At 47.2% G+C, this 20,575-nt stretch carries 20 protein-coding genes and 1 tRNA gene; 2 read left to right on the forward strand and 19 right to left on the reverse strand.

Annotation, left to right across the window (positions count from 1 at the left end):
• Positions 1-56: 56 nt before the first annotated feature.
• From hemA to N179_RS08025, 18 genes are all read right to left on the reverse strand, one after another.
• Positions 57-1,397, reverse strand: coding sequence for a glutamyl-tRNA reductase (hemA, locus tag N179_RS07940; protein ID WP_029342279.1), 1,341 nt, complete (start codon positions 1,395-1,397; stop codon positions 57-59).
• A gap of 214 nt (positions 1,398-1,611) precedes the next feature.
• Complete coding sequence (locus N179_RS07945) at positions 1,612-2,754, reverse strand: AI-2E family transporter (protein ID WP_083639925.1); 1,143 nt, start codon at positions 2,752-2,754, stop codon at positions 1,612-1,614.
• A 146-nt stretch (positions 2,755-2,900) separates the two neighbouring features.
• Complete coding sequence (gene yihA / locus N179_RS07950) at positions 2,901-3,482, reverse strand: ribosome biogenesis GTP-binding protein YihA/YsxC (RefSeq protein WP_023468975.1); 582 nt, start codon at positions 3,480-3,482, stop codon at positions 2,901-2,903.
• A gap of 1 nt (position 3,483) precedes the next feature.
• On the reverse strand, positions 3,484-5,793 hold the full coding sequence (gene lon, locus N179_RS07955) for an endopeptidase La (RefSeq protein WP_023468976.1): 2,310 nt from the start codon (positions 5,791-5,793) through the stop codon (positions 3,484-3,486).
• A gap of 69 nt (positions 5,794-5,862) precedes the next feature.
• A complete protein-coding gene (gene clpX, locus N179_RS07960; protein WP_023468977.1) occupies positions 5,863-7,128 on the reverse strand; it encodes an ATP-dependent protease ATP-binding subunit ClpX in 1,266 nt (421 codons plus the stop codon).
• A 234-nt stretch (positions 7,129-7,362) separates the two neighbouring features.
• On the reverse strand, positions 7,363-8,655 hold the full coding sequence (tig, locus tag N179_RS07965; RefSeq protein ID WP_023468978.1) for a trigger factor: 1,293 nt from the start codon (positions 8,653-8,655) through the stop codon (positions 7,363-7,365).
• 110 nt (positions 8,656-8,765) lie between these two features.
• Positions 8,766-9,749: a hypothetical protein gene (locus N179_RS07970; RefSeq protein WP_075642593.1), complete on the reverse strand. Its 984-nt coding sequence runs from the start codon at positions 9,747-9,749 to the stop codon at positions 8,766-8,768.
• A 28-nt stretch (positions 9,750-9,777) separates the two neighbouring features.
• Positions 9,778-10,302 (reverse strand): hypothetical protein, encoded by a 525-nt coding sequence (locus N179_RS07975; protein ID WP_244150217.1) that lies wholly within the window; start codon positions 10,300-10,302, stop codon positions 9,778-9,780.
• Between the two features lie 101 nt (positions 10,303-10,403).
• Positions 10,404-10,477, reverse strand: a tRNA-Arg gene (locus N179_RS07980).
• 73 nt (positions 10,478-10,550) lie between these two features.
• Positions 10,551-11,060, reverse strand: coding sequence for a metallophosphoesterase family protein (locus tag N179_RS07985; RefSeq protein ID WP_075642595.1), 510 nt, complete (start codon positions 11,058-11,060; stop codon positions 10,551-10,553).
• 5 nt (positions 11,061-11,065) lie between these two features.
• Positions 11,066-11,659, reverse strand: coding sequence for an XTP/dITP diphosphatase (locus tag N179_RS07990; RefSeq protein ID WP_075642596.1), 594 nt, complete (start codon positions 11,657-11,659; stop codon positions 11,066-11,068).
• On the reverse strand, positions 11,656-12,411 hold the full coding sequence (gene rph / locus N179_RS07995) for a ribonuclease PH (protein WP_023468983.1): 756 nt from the start codon (positions 12,409-12,411) through the stop codon (positions 11,656-11,658). The genes N179_RS07990 and rph overlap by 4 nt, the downstream gene beginning before the upstream one ends.
• A complete protein-coding gene (gene racE, locus N179_RS08000) occupies positions 12,412-13,218 on the reverse strand; it encodes a glutamate racemase (RefSeq protein ID WP_023468984.1) in 807 nt (268 codons plus the stop codon). It abuts the gene before it with no gap.
• A gap of 86 nt (positions 13,219-13,304) precedes the next feature.
• Positions 13,305-13,568, reverse strand: coding sequence for a phosphocarrier protein HPr (locus tag N179_RS08005; RefSeq protein WP_012371023.1), 264 nt, complete (start codon positions 13,566-13,568; stop codon positions 13,305-13,307).
• A 65-nt stretch (positions 13,569-13,633) separates the two neighbouring features.
• Positions 13,634-14,089: an acyl-CoA thioesterase gene (locus N179_RS08010; protein WP_023468985.1), complete on the reverse strand. Its 456-nt coding sequence runs from the start codon at positions 14,087-14,089 to the stop codon at positions 13,634-13,636.
• Positions 14,090-14,145: 56 nt separating this feature from the next.
• Positions 14,146-14,952: a succinate dehydrogenase iron-sulfur subunit gene (gene sdhB, locus N179_RS08015; RefSeq protein WP_023468986.1), complete on the reverse strand. Its 807-nt coding sequence runs from the start codon at positions 14,950-14,952 to the stop codon at positions 14,146-14,148.
• A complete protein-coding gene (gene sdhA, locus N179_RS08020) occupies positions 14,952-16,715 on the reverse strand; it encodes a succinate dehydrogenase flavoprotein subunit (RefSeq protein WP_023468987.1) in 1,764 nt (587 codons plus the stop codon). The genes sdhB and sdhA overlap by 1 nt, the downstream gene beginning before the upstream one ends.
• 19 nt (positions 16,716-16,734) lie before the next feature.
• Positions 16,735-17,352, reverse strand: coding sequence for a succinate dehydrogenase cytochrome b558 subunit (locus N179_RS08025; RefSeq protein WP_029342294.1), 618 nt, complete (start codon positions 17,350-17,352; stop codon positions 16,735-16,737).
• 210 nt (positions 17,353-17,562) lie between these two features.
• On the opposite strand from N179_RS08025, the gene N179_RS08030 reads away from it, so the two are divergent.
• Both N179_RS08030 and N179_RS08035 read left to right on the forward strand, forming a co-directional pair.
• Positions 17,563-17,985: a YslB family protein gene (locus N179_RS08030; protein WP_235147587.1), complete on the forward strand. Its 423-nt coding sequence runs from the start codon at positions 17,563-17,565 to the stop codon at positions 17,983-17,985.
• A 117-nt stretch (positions 17,986-18,102) separates the two neighbouring features.
• Positions 18,103-18,717, forward strand: a complete 615-nt coding sequence (locus N179_RS08035; protein WP_023468990.1) for a PH domain-containing protein — start codon at positions 18,103-18,105, stop codon at positions 18,715-18,717.
• 39 nt (positions 18,718-18,756) lie between these two features.
• Here the strand turns inward: N179_RS08035 and uvrC are convergent, their stop codons facing one another.
• On the reverse strand, positions 18,757-20,541 hold the full coding sequence (gene uvrC, locus N179_RS08040) for an excinuclease ABC subunit UvrC (protein WP_023468991.1): 1,785 nt from the start codon (positions 20,539-20,541) through the stop codon (positions 18,757-18,759).
• Between the last annotated feature and the right edge of the window lie 34 nt (positions 20,542-20,575).

A 20,575-nucleotide genomic window follows, 5' to 3' on the forward strand; every position in this document is an offset into this window, starting at 1 on the left:
GGGGCGGCACAAGTCCGCCCCATGCATTTTCTATTGTAACACAAATCGTGCTTTGTTCACCGGTTCACAGCTTTTGCGGAAGGTGTCGTCTCTTCTGATGTCATGACGTCATCTTCGAGCCCTTCGAACAAGTCTTCGTTAAGTGCAAACGTATCCATGAACTGCGCAATCCGTTCATCGGCATCTGGCTTCGCTGCCGCATCTTTAATATAAGACAACGGTTCACGCAACAACTGGTTGATGATTGATTTCATGTGTTTGCCAATGACGGTTTTTTCACGTTTCGACATCTCCGGTAACTTCCGTTCCAAACTTTGCATCGTTTCTTGTTGAATGCGTAACGCCTGGTCTCGTAATTCCGTGATGATCGGTACGACACCAAGTGTCGTCATCCAACCTTCGAACTCAGCGATTGCTGCTTCGATCCGTTGTTCGATTTTCGCCGCTTCCTTCATCCGTTCCGCCATATTTTGTTGGACGATCGATGTCAAATCATCGACATCGTACAAATGAACACCCGGTAAATCACCGACGGTCGGTTCGATGTCCCTTGGTACGGCGATATCGATCAACAGGAATGGACGATCGTGCCGGAACAGCTGTGCTGCCGCGATGTCTTCGCGTTTGATGATGGCACGTTTTGCACCTGTTGAAGAGATGACGATGTCTGCCCGAAGCAAACCGCACTGCATCTCGTTAATCGAATGTGCCGATCCTTCGAACCGATTCGCGACCTCTTCTGCTTTAGCTAACGTCCGGTTAAAGACCGTGATATCACGTGCCCCTGCTTCATATAGGTTAAGCGTCGTCAATTCACCGGTTTCTCCCGCACCGATGACGACGATTGATTTATCTTCAAGCGATCCGAGTAACTGTTCGGCAAGCGTGACAGCAGCAGCACTGACAGAAACGGCATTTTCACCGATTCCAGTTTCTGCGTGAGCCCGTTTGGCGAGCGTGACCGCTTCTTTGAAGAGTTTATTGAAGACCGTTCCTGTCGTTTCAAGCTTCTGCGCCATGAAGAAGCTTGTCTTCACTTGACCAAGGATCTGCGTTTCACCGACGATCATCGAATCAAGTCCACTTGTCACGCGGAACAGATGCTTCATCGCATCGAACCCTTCATGGATGAAGAGATACGGCTCCAGTTCCTCCATCGTCAATCCGAACCAGTTTGCAAGGAAACGTTTCGTATAATACCGTCCTGTATGTGGTTGATCCGTCACGACGTACAGTTCCGTCCGATTACATGTCGAGACGATGACACTTTCAAAAATACTTTTTTCATCGCGCAATGCGACGACCGCTCCCTTCATCTCATGCTCCCCAAATGAGACTTGTTCGCGTATTGATACAGGCGCTGTTTTGTTATTCAAGCCGACCACTACGATATGCATGCGCTCTACCCCTTACGTCCAAAGATTTCGTTCCGATCTATCTTTTCGTTCTCTATCCTACATTATAACCATTATAAAAAAGATTCCAATCAATTTATAAACTAAAATGAGTCGAAGTTGTGAAATCTTCTTCATTTTTTCTCTTCTTCTACCTTATCCCTCTCTCATGAAAATCACAAACCCTCTGCTCCTAAAAAGGTCAGAGGGTTACACTTTACTTCAAGGATTCAGGTGATACCGTCACGTCCGGTACGTCGAGACGTTGCTGACGTAAACGATAGATCCGAGCGATATTTTGAATGACGACTTTTGTGACCGCATAGGTCGGAACTGCTAGGATGACACCAATGATTCCACCGATTTTCCCAGCAACGAGCAAGACGATGATGATCGTCAGCGGATGAACCTTGAGTGTTTTCCCTTGGACATAAGGAGAAATCAAGTTCGACTCAATTTGCTGCGCGACGACGATCGTGACGATCGCATAGACGGCTTTGATCGGATCATCGATGAACCCGACGATGACCGCCGGTACAGCACCGATGTAAGGTCCAAGATACGGAATGATGTTCGTGACCGTACAGAATAAGGCAAGCAGTAACGCATATTGAATATCTGAGATGAAGAAGCCAATCAATGACATGAGACCGACACAGATTGAGACGATAACCTGTCCATTGACATAATGCTTCACTGTCACGTGCATATCGTGCAAGATTTTACGCGTTTCTGTTTCATAGCTTTTCGGCAACAGCTTCACGACGGAATCCGGAAACTTATAGCCGTCAAGCAACATATAAACTAAGATGAACGGCACTAAGATAATGATTAAGACGGTCGAAGAGATGACACCGAAAATCGTTCCGACAGACGTCGAGACAGACTTAAAGACTGTACCGATATACGACGTCGCTTCATTCGTCCACTTGTCAAATAAGTCCGTATTCTCGTGAACCCATGTCGAGATGAAACGATTGTCCATCAATTGATCGCGTAAGTTTAACGTCTGATCGCGTAATTCGATGACGAGCGTCGGAATGCTTGTCGCAAAATCCGTCACCTGCTCGACTAAGATTGGTCCGATCGAAGCGACAGCAATCGTCAGAACCGTGATGAAACCAAGCAAGACGATCAACACGGCAAGACCACGTTTCTTGACGCGTTTTTGCAATGCATCTACGATACCGAGCGTGAAATAATAGAAAATCCCCGCAATGATCAGCGGCGGGAAGATCAATGCCAGCATGACTTTAATCGGCTGGAATAAAAATGAGATCTTTGTACCGACCCAGATAACGAGAAAAATCACTAATACCCAGATTAATGCCTTAAACCATTTGTTTCGAAGCAAATCCAAACCATTCACACTCCCATTTATTACATAGTCATTATAGCTATTCTTACACACTATATTACGAAATAATAGATTTTTCACAAAGCACTTTTTATGTATAGAAAGTAAAAAAGCCTACGAAATCCTGCAGATTTCGTAGGCTTTAATCTTTACAATAAGCGATAAATCGCTTCCCACGCTGCATCGACGCCCTCTCCTGTCTCGGACGAGAAAGGAATCAATGTATCTTGACCATCAAATTGCAACTTACGTTTAATCGCCGCGATATGTTTATCACGTTGACTCTTCTTGATTTTATCGAGTTTTGTCGCAACGACGATGACCGGTAGATCGTAATACTTCAAGAAATCATACATCGTCACATCATCCGCAGACGGATCGTGTCGGATGTCAACGAGCTGTACGACACCTTTAAGGATTTCACGTTGTGTGAAGTACTTCTCCATCATCTTGCCCCACGCTTCACGCTCCGTCTTCGAAACTTTCGCATATCCGTAACCCGGTACATCGACGAACATGACTTCATCATTGATGTTGAAGAAGTTCAAGGTTTGCGTTTTACCTGGTTTCGAAGATGTCCGCGCGAGTGCTTTACGCTGGACCAGTTTATTGATGAAAGAGGACTTTCCGACGTTCGATCGCCCTGCGAGTGCCACTTCTGGCAACAATGGCTCCGGATAATGTTCCGGATTGACGCCACTCGTAATAAAATCAGCTTTATAAATTTTCATGTTACTCTCCTTTTAATGCATGTTCGAGCACTTGCTCCATCGTCGCGACCGGAATGAATTCCATTCCTGCGCGGACGCTTTCCGGGATATCATCGATGTCCCGCGTATTGTCTTGCGGCAGCAGAACGGTCGTCAAGCCCGCACGGTGTGCTGCGAGTGACTTCTCCTTTAGTCCACCGATTGGTAAGACACGTCCACGCAACGTGATTTCACCCGTCATTCCGACGTCTCGGCGAACCGGACGTTTTGTTAAAGCGGAAATCAATGCTGTCGCGAGTGTGATCCCAGCAGATGGACCATCTTTTGGTACGGCACCCTCAGGAACGTGGATGTGGATGTCTTGCGTTTCGTAGAAGTTCGGTTCGATGCCAAGCGACGTCGCATTCGCTCGGACGAAGCTGTAGGCGGTCTGAGCCGACTCTTGCATGACATCACCGAGTTTCCCGGTTAACTGCAATTTCCCTTTACCCGGAGCAAGGCTGACTTCGATCGTCAACGTATCGCCCCCAAAAGCAGTATACGCTAAACCAGTCACCGCGCCAATCATATCTTCGAGCTCGCCTTGACCATAGCGGTAAATCGGTTTGCCTAGGAAATCGTCCAGATTACGCTTCGTCACCGTCACCCGTTTCTTCTCCCCCATCGCGATTTGTTTCGCTGCTTTCCGGCAAAGTGAGCCGAGGACACGTTCGAGATTCCGAACACCGGCTTCTCGCGTATAACGACGGACGACTTCTTCTAGCGCGTCTGCTTTGACCGTCAATTGACTCTTTTTCAGACCGTGTTCAGCCAGTTGCTTCGATAAGAGATGACGAACAGCGATCTCCGTCTTCTCTTGTTCCGTATAGCCACCGATTTGAATCAGTTCCATCCGGTCAAGCAACGGTCCGGGGATGTTCGAGACATCGTTCGCTGTCGCGATGAACAGGACATTCGATAAATCGAACGGTTCTTCGATATAGTGATCGGAGAAGCTGTTGTTTTGTTCTGGATCAAGAACTTCGAGCATCGCGGACGACGGATCACCACGGAAGTCATTTGACATCTTATCGATCTCATCGAGCAGGAAGACCGGGTTGTTCGTTCCTGCTTGTTTTAAACCGCGAATGATCCGTCCTGGCATCGCACCGATATACGTCCGGCGATGTCCACGGATTTCCGCTTCGTCGCGCACGCCACCAAGCGAGACACGGACGAACTTCCGCTCAAGTGCTGTAGCAATCGAACGGGCAAGCGACGTTTTCCCGACTCCCGGAGGACCAGATAGACAGAGAATCGGTCCACGTAATGAGTCCGTCAATTGACGAACGGCAAGATATTCAAGGATCCGTTCTTTGACCTTCTCTAGACCGTAATGGTCCTTTTCAAGCTGTTCCGAAGCAGCGGAGACGTTCAAGAAATCATCGGTTGCTTCATTCCATGGCAACGAGAAGAACCATTCAAGATAGTTACGAATGACGCCATGTTCGGGACTCGTCGCCGGTACGACCGCTAAACGACTGATTTCCTTCTCGACGTTCGCAACCGTCGTTTCTGGTAAATCAAGCATCGCAAGCTGCTCCCGGTATTTCGTCGCATCGCTTTCAACAGAAGCCGACTCGCCACCGAGTTCTTGTTGAATCGTCTTCAATTGTTCCCGCAAGTAATACTCGCGTTGCGATTGTTCAATCGTCTTCTTCGTCCGTTCACGCATCTCACGTTCGAGTTCGACGACTTCATATTCGTGTTTCATGACATCAAGCAACATCAATCCTCGTTCGACCGGATCCTGTTGTTCGAGAAACTCCTGCTTCTTCGAAATATCGATTGGTAGCTTCGACGTGATATAGTCCGTCAATGAATCGAGGCGTTCGTATGTCTCGAACCGGCGACGTTCATCGGTTCCGATTCCTTTAATCCGGGAGACGAGTTGACCAAACTGTTCTTTGATGAGACGAACGAGCGCTTCTTGTTTCGCTCCTTTGATGTCCATCTTCTCGATTGGTTCGATGACAGCTTGATAACCCTCGTCCGTCTCCTCGACGTTTTCAATCCGGACGCGTTCCTTCCCGATGACGCGGACACGGACCGTATCATTCCCGAGTTCACTCATCTTCGCAATTTGAACGAGCGTCCCAACCTGATGCAACCCGTCGACAGACGGCTCTGCTTCTGGATCACGTTGCGTGACGACGACGAGATCGATTTCGTGTTCCTTTGATGCAAGTAAGGCTTTTAAGGATACCGGACGCCCGACATCGATCGTCAATCCGATCAATGGATACGCGACAACACCGCGTAACGGTAAAAGTGGATATTGTTTTTTCTTCATTCGAATTCCTCCTAAACAAAAAGACTCGGAAAGGCGTACAAGTAGCCTCCGAGCCGATTTGTCACGGTGTTACGCCGTTTCTTTTTCTTTCCCATGTTCAATTGTACCATCTTTCAACTCAAGCGTTGGACCGCGTTTACCAGTCAACGTTTCTGCTGTAATGATGACTTTCGCGATGTCTTCACGCGATGGGATTTCGAACATGATATCAAGCATAGTTTCTTCGATGATCGAACGAAGACCACGCGCACCTGTTTTACGTTCGATTGCAAGTTTTGCAATCTCAAGAAGTGCATCTTCCGTGAAGTCGAGTTCGACATCATCGAGTTGAAGCATTTTCTTATATTGTTTTACGAGGGCGTTTTTCGGTTTCGTCAAGATTTGAACGAGTGCCTCTTCATCAAGTGGCTCGAGCGTCGCCATGACCGGCAAACGACCGATGAACTCCGGAATCAAACCGAACTTTTGAAGATCTTCTGGTAATGCAGCTGCTAGAATTTCTTTTTGTGTAAGGTTACGGTTCTCTGAATCGTTTCCGAATCCGATGACTTTTTTACCAAGACGACGTTTGATCGACTGATCGATACCATCGAATGCGCCACCGACGATGAACAAGATGTTCGTCGTATCGATTTGGATGAATTCTTGATGTGGGTGTTTCCGTCCACCTTGTGGCGGTACACTCGCAACCGTTCCTTCCAAAATCTTCAGCAAGGCTTGTTGGACACCCTCACCAGATACGTCACGTGTAATCGACGGGTTTTCTGATTTACGAGCAATCTTATCGATCTCATCAATGTAGATGATGCCTTTTTCAGCCTTCTCAACATCGTAGTCCGCTGCTTGGATGAGTTTCAACAGGATGTTCTCGACGTCTTCACCGACATAACCGGCTTCCGTCAAACTTGTTGCATCTGCAATCGCAAACGGTACGTTCAAGATACGTGCCATCGTTTGGGCAAGAAGTGTTTTACCGCTACCTGTTGGTCCAATCATGACGATGTTCGATTTTGAGAGCTCGACATCATCTGCGCGACCACCAGCATTGATTCGTTTATAGTGATTGTACATCGCTACAGACAACGATTTCTTCGCTTTCTCCTGACCGATGACATAATCGTCAAGTGTCGTACGAATTTCATGCGGTTTTGGAACATTTTTCAGCTCGACTTCTTCTTCAGTACCGAGTTCTTCCTCTACGATTTCATTGCAGAGTTCGATACACTCGTCGCAAATGTAAACGCCAGGTCCAGCAACAAGTTTGCGTACTTGTTCTTGTGTCTTTCCACAGAAAGAACATTTTAGCTGACCTTTTTCTTCGTTAAATTTAAACATAAAGGTCCACCCCTTTAACGTGGAAATTGTATGGATGCCTGTAGCATCCCGTCTCACGTTTTACTATTTATGATTGTAGCATGAACAAGGAAAGTCTTTCAAATCCTGGACGAACGATTTACAGTTTGATGTTCTGAACGAAGGATTGTTTGTCCTTGTTTGACCTATCGTACAAAAAAATCGACTCCAAGACCAGAAATTGGGCTTGAAGTCGATCGAAAACCATGAAATGGCTTATTTTGCTTTTGCGTTGTCGACGAGAACATCGATAGCTTTACGGAATTGAAGATCGCCTTTAAGCGTTTCAAGACCACCTTGTGGTGCAAGCATCGTTTCAAGTTGATCTGCAGGGATGTTGTAGAGTTCTGACATTGATTGAAGTTCAGTTTGAGTTTCCTCATCTGTTACTTCGATTTTTTCGTCAGCAACGATTTGCTTGAGGACGAGACGTGCTTTAACGCGCTCTTCCGCTTGCTCTTTCATTTCAGAACGCATTGCCTCTTCTGTCGTTCCAGTCAACTGGAAGTACATGTTGAGGTCGATGCCTTGTGATTGAATACGTTGTGTGAACTCTTGAACCATACGCTCGACTTCGTTTTCGACCATGACTTCTGGAAGATCAACTGTCGCGTTTTTCGTAGCCGCTTCGACTAACTCATCGCGCATTGAAGCATCAGCTTCTTGTTTGCGTGTGTTTTCGAGACGCGTACGGATTTTTGTTTTCAACTCGTCGAGTGAAGAAACTTCTTCATCCATTTCTTTTGCGAACTCATCTGTCAATTCAGGGAGCTCTTGTGCTTTAACTTCATGAATCGTTACTTTGAATGTAACTGGTTTTCCAGCGAGTGATGCTTCGTGGTATTCCTCTGGGAATGTCACTTCAAGATCTTTTTGCTCGCCAGTTTTTAAACCGACCATTTGCTCTTCGAATCCAGGAATGAAGTTTCCAGAACCGATGACGAGTGAGTAGTTCTCAGCAGTTCCGCCGTCGAATTGGTTTTCCCCATCGAAACCTGCGAAGTCGAATACGACTGTATCGCCATTCTCGATGACGCCATCTTCTTTAACGACGAGTTCTGCACCGCGTTCTTGTAATGTTTTGAGTTCAGCGTCGACGTCTTCGTCAGTAACGTTCGTTTCAACAGCTGTGTACTCAAGACCTTTGTACTCACCGAGTGTAGCTTCTGGCTCGATGACGAACGTGATTTTGAATTCGACTGGCTTGCCTTTTTCGAGTGTTTCAACGTCGATGTTTTCAAGCGCGATTGGCTCGATTCCTGATTCGACGACTGCACCTTCGATTGTGTCCTTGTAAAGGATATCGAGTGCATCTTGGTACAGTGCTTCTTCACCGTACATTTTGTTGAACATTGCGCGTGGCATTTTTCCTTTACGGAAACCAGGTGTGTTCAAAGTCTTAACGACTTTCTTGAACGCTTGGTCTACCGCTTTATCAAATGCTTCAGCAGGCGCTTCATACGTGAGGACGCCGAGGCTACCTGATTGTTTTTCCCATTTTGCAGTCATGCTGAGTCCCTCCAAAATTGTCAATTAGCGTACATGTGTGTACAACAAGTCACATTATAGCACAATCGTTCTGACGATTACCACTGTTGAACGAATCGTTTCCAGATGTCTCAATCGAAGTAAATCTGCTCGAATGCGATGACTTCTGGATAAAGGATATGTGCCGCTCGATATAATCGCTTCGCCAGCGGACTGAGGCTACGTTCCGGTTCTTCACGTTTAAATGTCAGACCTGCGAGTTCTTCGCATGCTGCGAGCCACTTCTCCATGTCTGATTCGATTCGTTCTCGTTCTTCAAGATGAATCAGTTGATCCGATCGCAAGACGAGCAACGCTCGGAACGGATCCATTCGCTCTAACGTATGCATCGATGCCAGTAACGCTTGTTGCTCCTGTTGATGTACCAGCAGGATTTCTTCTAACTCTTCGCGTGACGAAATCGTCCAGTCTACATCTACGTGTGGCACATGAATGCTTACCGGATATGGCACGTGATCAAGCACGCTTCCTAATAACTGATCAATGACGAGTAGACTTTGATGTGCGGTCTCTTGCGCCTGAAGGTATTTTTGTGTGATGTATGCAATGAGCTCAGAGGTCCGTTCGAATTCCATACCAGTCAAATGGCGCATTTGTTCGACCCAACTGCCGTGTCGCAACACATGCATCAATTCCGTTGCTGCTGTTACCTCACGCTGCGCAACAGGGTTGTTTTGAACTGCCGGCTTTTGTTCGCGAACACGCATCTGTTGTTTGATTTCATCTAATCGAAGCGCGAGCCCATACGGCAGATACGGTGACGCCGAGCGCAAAGCGAGTTTCATCGGATAACGCTCTCCGAGTTCATAAAGAAAGAGTGCGAGCACTTGCTCGACACCCTCGACTTCAAGAAATCGTTCTGCCACTGTTTCAAATCGCTCACGGTCATGCATTAAGAGTGGTTGAATGACATAGAGCCGGTGTAAGACATCTTCTCCTGTCAATTGGTCAGTCTCTAATTCCATAATCAATTGTTCTTGTTTAGAAGCGGGCAAACGAAGAATCCGCGCTCGTTCTACTTCTAGTTCATGTTCCATCCAGCGCGATATCCCCATATTCCGGCACTCCTTCATATTCAACTTCTTATTTCGTAAATGGATCGAGTAAAGACGTCCAGTTCGTGATCGCTTCTTGAAGTTGTCCCGCCTGCTCGATTCCTAATCGATTCAACGTATCTAATGAGATGTCAGCTTCAAGTAATCGAGCGATATCTTCCGATTGATTCACGTACTGCTCGAGTTTTGCACTTAAATTCTGCAATTCTTGCGGCGGATTTTCAAGTCCCGCTAATCGTTGATCGATTTGATCCAATTCTTGATTGAACTGATCAATCGTTCCGTTTTCCTTCAACTTTTCGATTTGTTGATCGAGTGCCTGTTCAGGGTTCGCAGATTCACGCGCTGTCGTAGCCGCCTCATTCAAGGAAGCCGACAACTCTGACGTGACTTGGGCCGTATCTTTCGCAATGCCTTGAAGTTCTCCAGCGTAATCGACACTATTTTTTACATCGTTGACTTGTTGTTTTGCATCGTCGACTGTATTTGAAATCTCACTACATCCAGCAAGAAACGTACTTAGCATAAGGACTGCTCCAACTTTCTTCCACATCGCATTCATCCCTTTCGAGTTCATGATACCTTAATTATAATCGAAAATCGGAATAAAAAAAGAGACCACCCTCGTAAGGGCAGTCTCTATTTTAATTATAGCGTCCCAAGAGGGATTCGAACCCCCGACCGACGGCTTAGAAGGCCGTTGCTCTATCCTGCTGAGCTATTGGGACGTGTCAACACGAATAAACTATACTAGAACAATTCTTTCGTGTCAATCACATTACAAACATTGCATTTATTTTATTACAAAAATGTTCCGTCCAGATGCAGGGCATTTACCGGATCACCGTTCACATCAAGAAAATCGACAGAATAACGGTTTTGATCCACTTCAAGAATCGCATACGTCTTGTCTGGTCGATGACGTGGCATCCGGATTGAACCGGGATTGATGAATAACACACCGTCCCGATATTCAGCCTTCGCCACATGGGAATGACCATATAAGACAATGTCCGCCTGCTTTTCCTTCGCATGATGCTGTAAGACATCTAGACTGTATTTGACGTCCTGCCGATGTCCGTGGACACAAAGGATGGTATGACCATCCATTTCCGATATGACTTCTTCCGGAAAATCGTGTCCGTAATCGCAATTCCCTCGCACAACACGATATGGATATAATGATTCGATGTCGCGCGTCAATTGGGAGTCCCCACAATGAAATGCCGCATCTACGTCTTGGTGACGTTCGAATATCGTAAGCAGTTCTTGTTCTAGTCCATGGCTATCACTAACGATCAACGCTCTCATCTTCATCACACTCCTAAGAAAGTAGTTAAGTCCTGTTCGAGCTTGCGCAATGCATTGCCACGATGACTAATCATCGCTTTTTCTTCTTTCGTCAATTCAGCAGCCGTCTGTCCGCTTTCTGTGACGAACAATGGATCATAACCGAAACCGTTCGAACCCGACGCCTCAAAACCGATTCGCCCTTCCATCGTTCCACGAACCGTCAATGTCTCACCCGTTGGTTTCGCTAGCGCGAGTACACAAACGAAGCGCGCCGTCCGCTCTTCCTCCGGAACACCTTCTAACTTTTCAAGTAGTAGAGAATTGTTCGCCGCATCGGACTTTTCAAGACCCGCAAAGCGTGCCGAGTAGACACCGGGAGCGCCATCTAAAGCATCGACTTCAAGACCTGAATCATCAGCAAGTACCGCGTGGCCAAAGTAGGCTGCTGCCTCTGTTGCTTTTAAAAGTGCATTCTCCTCGAATGTCTCACCTGTTTCATCCGTTTCCGGAGCATCGGCGTGATCGAGTAACGACTCGACCGTATAACCGAGACGACCCAGCATGCTTTCAAGTTCCTTCACTTTACCTGCATTGTGTGTTGCGACGATGACCTTCATCTATGTTCCCCCACTTCTTCTCCTACATACCACCAAGAGACACCGAGTGCCTCACGGCCAGCCTCAATCAGTTCCTTAATTCCTTTTTCCCCAAGTTCGAGCATTTCGAGCATCTCTTGACGGGAAAATGTCGACTCTTCTCCTGTTGCTTGCATCTCGACGATTTTACCCGATGAGGTCATGACGAGATTGAAGTCGACTTCCGCCGCAGCGTCCTCTTCATAGCATAGATCGAGCAAGACATTCGACTCGACGATTCCAACCGAGATGGCTGCGATGCCCTCTTTGATCGGTGTATCTGTCAGTTTTCCCGCTTGAATCAATTGATCGACTGCTCGGACGAGTGCCAAAAAACCACCAGTGATCGATGCCGTTCGTGTACCGCCATCTGCCTGAATAACGTCACAATCGATCCAGATCGTTCGTTCCCCGAGCTTCTCTAAATCAACGACGGCCCGAAGCGAGCGGCTGATCAGACGTTGGATTTCCATCGTCCGTCCCGTCTGTTTGCCGCGGACGGCTTCTCGTGCGGTCCGCTGAGCCGTCGCACGCGGCAACATCGAATATTCCGCATTGATCCAGCCCTGGCGTTTACCGCGAAGGAACGGTGGCACCTTCTCCTCGACGGTCGCCGTACAGAGGACTTTCGTATCTCCCAGTTCAATCAAGACAGAACCTTCTGCGTGTTTATTGACATCAATCGATAATTGAATAGGACGGAGATCATCCGCCGTTCGTTGGTCTATCCGCATTTAATCTTCCTCCGTTCCAAGCACGATGCGCTCCGCATGGATGGTCTGATCGAGCCAGTCCGTCGCAATCTGATCAAATGAGCGGATATCGCCTGTCGCGTAATAACGATGTTCCGGAATTTGTGTCACATCTGCTGAAATCGTATTGTAATCAAGTAGTGCTGCTACCTCGAGCGCTGTCTCGTCTCCTGAAGAGATTAGCTGGACGCCTGGTCCGATGACCCGTCCAATCACATCTGCTAGAAGCGGATAATGGGTGCACCCGAGGATCAATGTATCCATATCGTAATTCATCAATGGTCGTAATGTATTGGCAACGACACGTTCGACGTACGCACCATCTGTCTGCATCGACTCGACGAGCGGAACGAATGGCGGGCACGCTAACGATTCGACGACGACTTGCCCTTCGACGTGGCGTAACGCCTTCTCGTAGGAATTACTTGTAATCGTCATCTTCGTTCCAATGACACCGATTCGTTTCGTACGCGTCACCTTAACTGCCGCGCGGGCTCCCGGATCAATGACACCGATGACAGGTATATTTAAACGTTCTCGCGCTTCTTTTAAGACGACAGCCGTGGCTGTGTTACAGGCGATCACGATCAATTTCACGTCTTGTTGCACGAGATAATCAATCATCTCCCACGTAAACTCACGAATCTCTTCTTCTGGACGAGGACCATACGGACACCGCAATGTATCCCCGACATAGATGATTCGCTCATGGGGCAACTGTCGCATCAATTCACGTGCGACCGTCAACCCACCGACTCCGGAATCCAGTACTCCAATCGCTCGATTCACTCTTCTCCACCTCTTTCTCTCTTTCCTATGGTAACAAAAAAGGACGACGGTGCAAGACCGGCGTCCGAGAATGTACGATTACAGGATTACTGAGCAAGACCTTCGCTAGTCAGCATATCTGAAAGAGTCGTGATTGCTTCAGAAGCATCGTCACCGTTTGCAACGATTTTGATATCTGAATCTTTCGCGATTCCGAGTGAAAGAACACCCATGATTGACTTCAAGTTGACAGTCTTCCCGTTGTATTCCAAGTTGATGTCTGATTGGAATTTAGAAGCTGTGTTGACGAGCTGAGTAGCCGGACGAGCGTGAATGCCTGAATCCGCGATGACTTTGAATGTTTTTTCCATGATTAAGAAATCTCCCTTCACTAATAACGTACTAGTGAGTCGTTTTCGAATATGTGAACTCATTATCAAATGATAACGGATTCGAATCGATTCTGCAAGGAATTTTTATACGCTTCACTCCATGGGAATGCTTTCCCCGAACGATCGATTTGTACCATAGATGTCCGTCCCGTGAACATCAATTCACCTTGCTCATCAAATGCCGCATAGTGGACGTCACACGATGCACTACCGACATGTACCGGATACGCATAGACAGCGAGACGCGCCCGTGGATAGACTTGGCGAATATAGTTACACTGAGCATCGGCGACGACGATAATGCCGTCTTCTGCAAGCGAATATCCTGTTTCCTCTAACATCAATGTCCGAACGTCCTCAAAATAGACGAACGGTACCCGGTTATTCATATGACCATAGGCATCCGTCTCCGCAAAACGAACGGCGACATCGAGTCGTGTGCCATGTTTCATCTGTTCAAGCCATGATTCAAGTTCTGGAATATAAGCTGGTACGCGCACAATGAGTTCCTCCTGTCTGAATGAAAAAAGAAGGAGCAAGCTCCTTCTTTGATAAATCATGAACTAACTGCTTCACCTGTCCGTCCTTCGTCACTACCGAAGAACTTCTTGAATGAATGAAGTGTCGTCTGACGATTCATCGCTGCGATTGAAGTCGTCAGTGGAATCCCTTTCGGACAAACCTCGACACAGTTTTGAGCATTACCGCACTGCATGATTCCGCCATCTTCCATCAACGCTTCAAGGCGTTCTTCCTTGTGGAAGGCACCTGTTGGATGCGAGTTGAATAGACGAACTTGTGAGATCGATGCTGGTCCGATGAATGTCGAACGATCGTTGACGTTCGGACATGCCTCGAGACACACACCACATGTCATACATTTCGATAACTCATATGCCCATTGACGTTTGTTCTCTGGCATACGCGGTCCTGGTCCTAAATCGTACGTTCCATCGATTGGGACCCATGCTTTAACCTTTTTCAACGCATCGAACATGCGTTGACGGTCGACTTGAAGGTCACGAACGATCGGGAACGTCTGCATCGGTTGAAGACGGATCGGTTGTTCGAGTTTATCAACGAGTGCCGTACAAGACTGACGTGGTGTACCGTTGATGACCATCGAACAAGCGCCACAGACTTCTTCTAGACAACCCATGTCCCAGTTGATCGGTGTCGTTTTTTCACCGGCTGCATTCACAGGATTCCGGCGAATCTCCATTAAAGCAGAGATGACGTTCATGTTCGGACGGTACGGAATTTCAAACGCTTCATCATACGGTTTACCATCAGGTCCATCTTGACGTTGAACGATGAATTGAACCGATTTTTGCGTAGTAGATGATTCGAGTGGTGTCGCCATTATGCTTTCACCTCTTTCTTCGACTTCTTGCTGTAATCGCGTTTCCGTGGTGGAATCAACGACGTGTCGACGTCTTCATAGAAGATTTCTGGATGACCGTTCGTGTAACGTGCCATCGTCGTCTTCAAGAACTGTTCATCATTACGTTCCGGGAAGTCCGGTTTATAGTGCGCTCCGCGACTTTCGTCACGTTTTAAGGCACCAAGCGTGATTGCTTCAGCTAGGTCGAGCATGTGATCGAGCTGACGGATGAACGATGCCCCTTGGTTACTCCAACGTGCTGTATCCGTTGCCGAGATGCGCGTGAAGCGATCGCGGAGTTCCTTGATTTTTGTCAGTGTCTCTTCGAGCTTATCGTTGTACCGGACGACCGTGACGTTATCCGTCATGATTTCTCCAAGCTCACGGTGGATTTGATACGCGTTTTCCGTACCTTCCATTGATAGGATATCGTTGAAGCGGTTGATTTCTTCGATCTTATGCGCTTCGACGACGTCCTCACTCATCTCATGAACCGATGTCTCGAGTTCATTCATATAAGCGATGGCTGATGGTCCAGCGACCATTCCGCCGTATACCGCAGAGAGAAGTGAGTTCGCTCCGAGACGGTTACCACCATGCATCGAATAATCACATTCACCAGCTGCGAACAATCCAGGGATGTTCGTCATTTGATCGTAGTCGACCCATAGTCCACCCATTGAGTAGTGAACAGCAGGGAATATCTTCATTGGTACTTTTCGTGGATCGTCACCGACGAACTTCTCGTAGATTTCAAGGATCCCACCGAGTTTGACGTCAAGTTCTTTTGCGTCTTTATGCGATAGATCCAGATAGACCATGTTCTCCCCGTTGACGCCGAGTTTTTGATTGACACAGACGTCGAAAATCTCACGTGTCGCGATATCCCGTGGAACAAGGTTTCCGTATGCCGGATATTTCTCTTCGAGGAAATACCAAGGCTTACCGTCTTTATACGTCCAGACGCGACCACCCTCACCTCGTGCTGATTCACTCATGAGACGTAACTTATCGTCTCCAGGAATCGCTGTCGGGTGAATTTGGATGAATTCACCGTTCGCATAGATCGCACCTTGACGATAGACAGCAGCTGCAGCTTGTCCTGTGTTGATGACCGAGTTCGTCGATTTTCCGAAGATGACCCCAGGACCACCCGTCGCGAGGATGACAGAATCCGCGGCAAATGCCTCGATTTCCATCGTCCGGAGGTTTTGACAAACTGCTCCACGACAGATGCCATTGTCATCGATGATGGCACGAAGGAATTCCCATCCTTCATATTTTTCTACCAAACCTTGCGCTTCGAACTTACGAACCTGTTCATCTAATGCGTACAACAGTTGTTGTCCTGTCGTCGCTCCAGCGTATGCCGTCCGGTGATGCAACGTTCCGCCGAAACGTCGGAAGTCGAGTAAGCCTTCCGGTGTCCGGTTGAACATGACGCCCATCCGGTCGAACATATGAATGATTTTCGGCGCTGCTTCCGCCATTTTTTGAACAGGTGGTTGATTTGCGAGGAAGTCCCCACCGTATACCGTGTCATCGAAATGCTGGTATGGTGAATCGCCTTCCCCTTTTGTATTGACCGCTCCGTTGATGCCACCTTGTGCACAAACAGAGTGTGAGCGTTTGACGGGTACGAGTGAGAATAACTTAACTGGTACGCCTTGCTCCGCTGCTTTTATCGTAGCCATCAGACCGGCAAGCCCTCCGCCGATGATGACAAGATTCTTGTTCGCCATGTTGTCAGTTCCCCTTTCCTTACAACACGCCTGCAAACGTTAAGATCGAGCGTACGCCTACAAACGATAAACCGATGAATACGAGTGCTGCCACGTAAGACATCGCCCGTTGAGATGCTGGTGACTGCGTGATTCCCCATGTGATGCAGAACGTCCAAAGTCCGTTCGCAAGGTGGAATGTCGTCGCCAAGATCCCGACGATATAGAACGCGAGCATGAATCCGTTATCGACGATGTTCTGCATCATGCTTGCATCGACTGGTGTTCCCATCGCAGCGGCAATCCGTGTTTCCCAAACGTGCCACGTGATGAACACGACAAGGAATACACCGCTGAACCGTTGCAGTACATACATCCAGTTCCGGAAGTATGTATAACGCCCTGTGTTCGCAGATCCGGTGAATGCGATGTACACACCGTAGACGCCATGCAAGATGATTGGAATGAAGATGACAAAGATCTCTAAGAACAATCGATACGGAACGTTCCCCACGAATTCCGCGGCCTTATTGAAGTCTTCCTCACCACGTACGATGAAGTAGTTCGTCGTTAAGTGCGAAAGTAAAAATAACCCGATTGGAATGACGCCGAGCAGTGAGTGTATTTTACGACTCACGAAATCACGATGATTCGCCATCCAAATCCCCCCTTTTGTTTGCCAATCAACCGTTGGCGCATTTTGGTAGAAAAGCGCTTTCATAAGGAAATTCGTCTTTTCATCACTTATTCTACTCCTGTCCTTTTTAGAAGACAACCCGAGCCGTTGCATTTAACTGCAAATTTTTTTAGGAAAACAATGACCGACAAGAATCATCTCGGTATAATGGTTCACAGATAGGAGTGAATCATGATGGATGCTACACCAAAACAAACACCACTTTTCGGTATCGAATTGATCCGAGATTATGTGCTGACCGATCTTCTCGGATCGGATTATCGGCAAGTCATCTACTGGGCAGGTAAACGTCTAGCGCGTCAATTCCCTGTCGTAGATGAATCTGAATTAGCCTCATTTTTTGAACAAGCAGGTTGGGGAACGCTCGAAATCAAGAAACGTAAAGGCACGGTCGTCTTGTTCGTGCTGTCTCCTCCTGATACGACGAGAGATGAACGACCACATGGATACTTCCAACTCGAAGCCGGTTTCCTCGCTGAACAGTTCTCCCGTTTTAACGGATGTGTCGCGGAAGGATATGCCGAGTTAACTAAAGAGCTCGTTCAAATCACGGTCCAAATCGATCCTAAAGATCCACTTGAACCGCTCAAGTGAAATTTACATAAAACGTGACAGGAATCTTGATTTTCAACATCGAAGTAGATTCATGAAACTTTTTGCAGTAAGTGCTCGTAAAGTCATTCGTACACAAATAGCGAGGAGGAACTTCACATGTTCAAAAAACTAGCAGCAGATTTAACGGGATTCAGTGATATCGGACAAGTCATTCATCCTGATGATTTCGACAAAGCAGCCGCTGACGATTATGTCTTACATGAAGACGGCGAGAAAATCTACTTCTTGATCAAATCTAAATCTGACGAGTATTGCTTTACGAATCTGGCTTTGATTCACCTCGATGGAGAAAGTGCCGTCAGTTCAAAACGTGTACTCTACCGCTATCCGTATGCACATTATCCGATTCGCCACGTCATGTTCGAAACGGCGGGAACGGTCGATCTTGATGTCGAGATCAAATTCGAGATCGGTGGCAAACATTATTCGATCGACGTCGATAAAAAACAACTCGAACATGTGAAAGATCTTTACAAAACACTTCTTGCCATCGCTGAAAAACAGTATGAAGGACAAAAGATGCTCGAGTTCGCGAACAGCTCATTGAATCATTCGGTCACGATTCTCGGCGGACTTCGTCAAGGTGATATGAACGTACCGCAAACATTCAAGGAGTTGTCTGAACAATCCTTCGAGTGGCTACAAGGTCACTACCATCAGTGGAACCAGCGTGACTTTGGTTCATACTACGAAAAGTACATCAACAACTAATCACTAAAAAAGCCGCCCTCTTCAAGAGGACGGCTTTTTTCATTCTTCATTCGCTTGACTTAAATATTCAGCGACGGTTTCCGCTAACTTGACAGGTAATCCTGCTTCCGCCAACTGTTCGATCGTTGCGCGTCGCAAGCTGCGCATCGATCCGAAATGACGAATCAACTGCTGGCGTCGTTTCGGTCCAACTCCTGGAATCTCGTCGAGCAAGGAACGGGTCATCCCTTTCGAGCGGAGCGAGCGGTGGAATGTGATTGCAAACCGGTGGACTTCATCTTGCATGCGTTGGAGCAAATAAAACGCACTCGAACGCGGACTTAGTTCAATTAACTGTGCACCTTCTCCAAACAACAATTGACTTGTTCGGTGTTTGTCATCCTTTTTTAATGACCCGACTGGAAGGGATAAGCCGAGTTCATCTTGAATGACTTCTAAAGCAGCATTCAACTGTCCAACTCCTCCGTCAATCAGGACGAGGTCCGGAAGGCGCGCTCCTTCAAGTAACAATCGTCGATAACGCCGACGCACGATTTCTCGCATCGATTCATAGTCGTCCGGTCCTTGGACTGTTCGAATCTTGAATTTTCGGTATTCCTTTTTAAGTGGCTTACCGTCTTCAAAGACGACGAGTGCCGAAACGGCGTCTGCTCCTTGAATGTTCGCATTATCGATGATCTCGATCCGGGACAATGGATGAACGTCAATCGCATCGGCGAGTTCTTCGACTGCTTGAACGGTCCGTTTCTCGTCTTTCGCTAACAACTCGAAGCGTTCCGAGATCGCATTTTCAGCATTCTTCGTCGCTAAATCAAGTAATTTCCGTTTTGATCCTCGGACCGGAACGTGAATTTTAATCGATAGCGCCTCTTTGAGTAACAACTGATTGACGAGTGGCGGTACATAGACTTCACTTGGCTTGATGTTCTTTTCGTAGAACTGGACGATGAAGCTCTCGAGCTCTTCTGCCGGCGTACCATAGATCGGGAAGAGCGAGACATCGCGCTCGATCATCTTTCCTCCACGGAGGAAGAACACTTGGACACACATCCAGCCTTTATCGACATGAATCCCGAATACATCACGCGACGTCAAATCTGCTGTAATCATATTCTGTTTGTTCATGATCGATTCAATCGCTCGCACTTGGTCGCGCAATTCTCCGGCACGTTCGAATTCCATCGTCTCGGCTGCTTCCGCCATCTTGTGCTTCAAGCTTTCAACGAGTTCCTTCGTGTCGCCCGACAAGAACCGTCGGATTTCCGATACGAGTGCTTTTTGTTCCGATTCAAGATTCGGGATTTCACATGGGCCGAGACATTGTCCAATATGATAATACAGACAGAGTTTCTTCGGCATCGGCTGACATTTACGTAACGGATATAAACGATCTAACAGACGTTTTGTTTCGTTCGCTGCATACGCATTCGGATACGGACCGAAGTAATGACCGCCGTCCTTTTTTAACTTACGTGTCGTAATCAAGCGAGGATAGGTCTCATTCGTAATTTTCAAGTACGGGTAAGATTTATCATCCTTCAGCATGATATTGTATTTCGGATCATGTTTCTTAATTAGTGTCATCTCAAGCAGCAACGCTTCGAGTTCACTGGCTGTGATGATGTATTCGAAATCACGGACTTCCGCGACGAGACGTTCCGTCTTAATATCATGTGCTCCCGTGAAATAAGAGCGGACTCGGTTTTTGAGATTTTTTGCTTTTCCGACATAGATGACTTCGCCGAATTCGTTTTTGTGTAGATAACATCCCGGCTCATCCGGCAAAAGGGATAGTTTCGCTTTGATATGTTCTTGATGTCCCAAATAAATGTCTCCTTTCACCGTTTTTAGTTTTACT

Origin of the sequence: Exiguobacterium indicum HHS 31, assembly GCF_001939065.1 — a bacterium.
Taxonomy (GTDB): Bacteria; Bacillota; Bacilli; order Exiguobacteriales; family Exiguobacteriaceae; genus Exiguobacterium_A; species Exiguobacterium_A indicum.

Bases quoted from the DNA above. Each gene is read 5' to 3' on its own strand.
- hemA (WP_029342279.1), bottom strand. From the start codon at position 1,397: ATGCATATCGTAGTGGTCGGCTTGAATAACAAAACAGCGCCTGTATCA.
- yihA (WP_023468975.1), bottom strand. From the start codon at position 3,482: ATGAAAATTTATAAAGCTGATTTTATTACGAGTGGCGTCAATCCGGAA.
- lon (WP_023468976.1), bottom strand. From the start codon at position 5,793: ATGAAGAAAAAACAATATCCACTTTTACCGTTACGCGGTGTTGTCGCG.
- clpX (WP_023468977.1), bottom strand. From the start codon at position 7,128: ATGTTTAAATTTAACGAAGAAAAAGGTCAGCTAAAATGTTCTTTCTGT.
- tig (WP_023468978.1), bottom strand. From the start codon at position 8,655: ATGACTGCAAAATGGGAAAAACAATCAGGTAGCCTCGGCGTCCTCACG.
- N179_RS07970 (WP_075642593.1), bottom strand. From the start codon at position 9,749: ATGGGGATATCGCGCTGGATGGAACATGAACTAGAAGTAGAACGAGCG.
- N179_RS07975 (WP_244150217.1), bottom strand. From the start codon at position 10,302: ATGTGGAAGAAAGTTGGAGCAGTCCTTATGCTAAGTACGTTTCTTGCT.
- N179_RS07985 (WP_075642595.1), bottom strand. From the start codon at position 11,060: ATGAGAGCGTTGATCGTTAGTGATAGCCATGGACTAGAACAAGAACTG.
- N179_RS07990 (WP_075642596.1), bottom strand. From the start codon at position 11,659: ATGAAGGTCATCGTCGCAACACACAATGCAGGTAAAGTGAAGGAACTT.
- rph (WP_023468983.1), bottom strand. From the start codon at position 12,411: ATGCGGATAGACCAACGAACGGCGGATGATCTCCGTCCTATTCAATTA.
- N179_RS08005 (WP_012371023.1), bottom strand. From the start codon at position 13,568: ATGGAAAAAACATTCAAAGTCATCGCGGATTCAGGCATTCACGCTCGT.
- sdhB (WP_023468986.1), bottom strand. From the start codon at position 14,952: ATGGCGACACCACTCGAATCATCTACTACGCAAAAATCGGTTCAATTC.
- sdhA (WP_023468987.1), bottom strand. From the start codon at position 16,715: ATGGCGAACAAGAATCTTGTCATCATCGGCGGAGGGCTTGCCGGTCTG.
- N179_RS08025 (WP_029342294.1), bottom strand. From the start codon at position 17,352: ATGGCGAATCATCGTGATTTCGTGAGTCGTAAAATACACTCACTGCTC.
- N179_RS08030 (WP_235147587.1), top strand. From the start codon at position 17,563: ATGATGGATGCTACACCAAAACAAACACCACTTTTCGGTATCGAATTG.
- N179_RS08035 (WP_023468990.1), top strand. From the start codon at position 18,103: ATGTTCAAAAAACTAGCAGCAGATTTAACGGGATTCAGTGATATCGGA.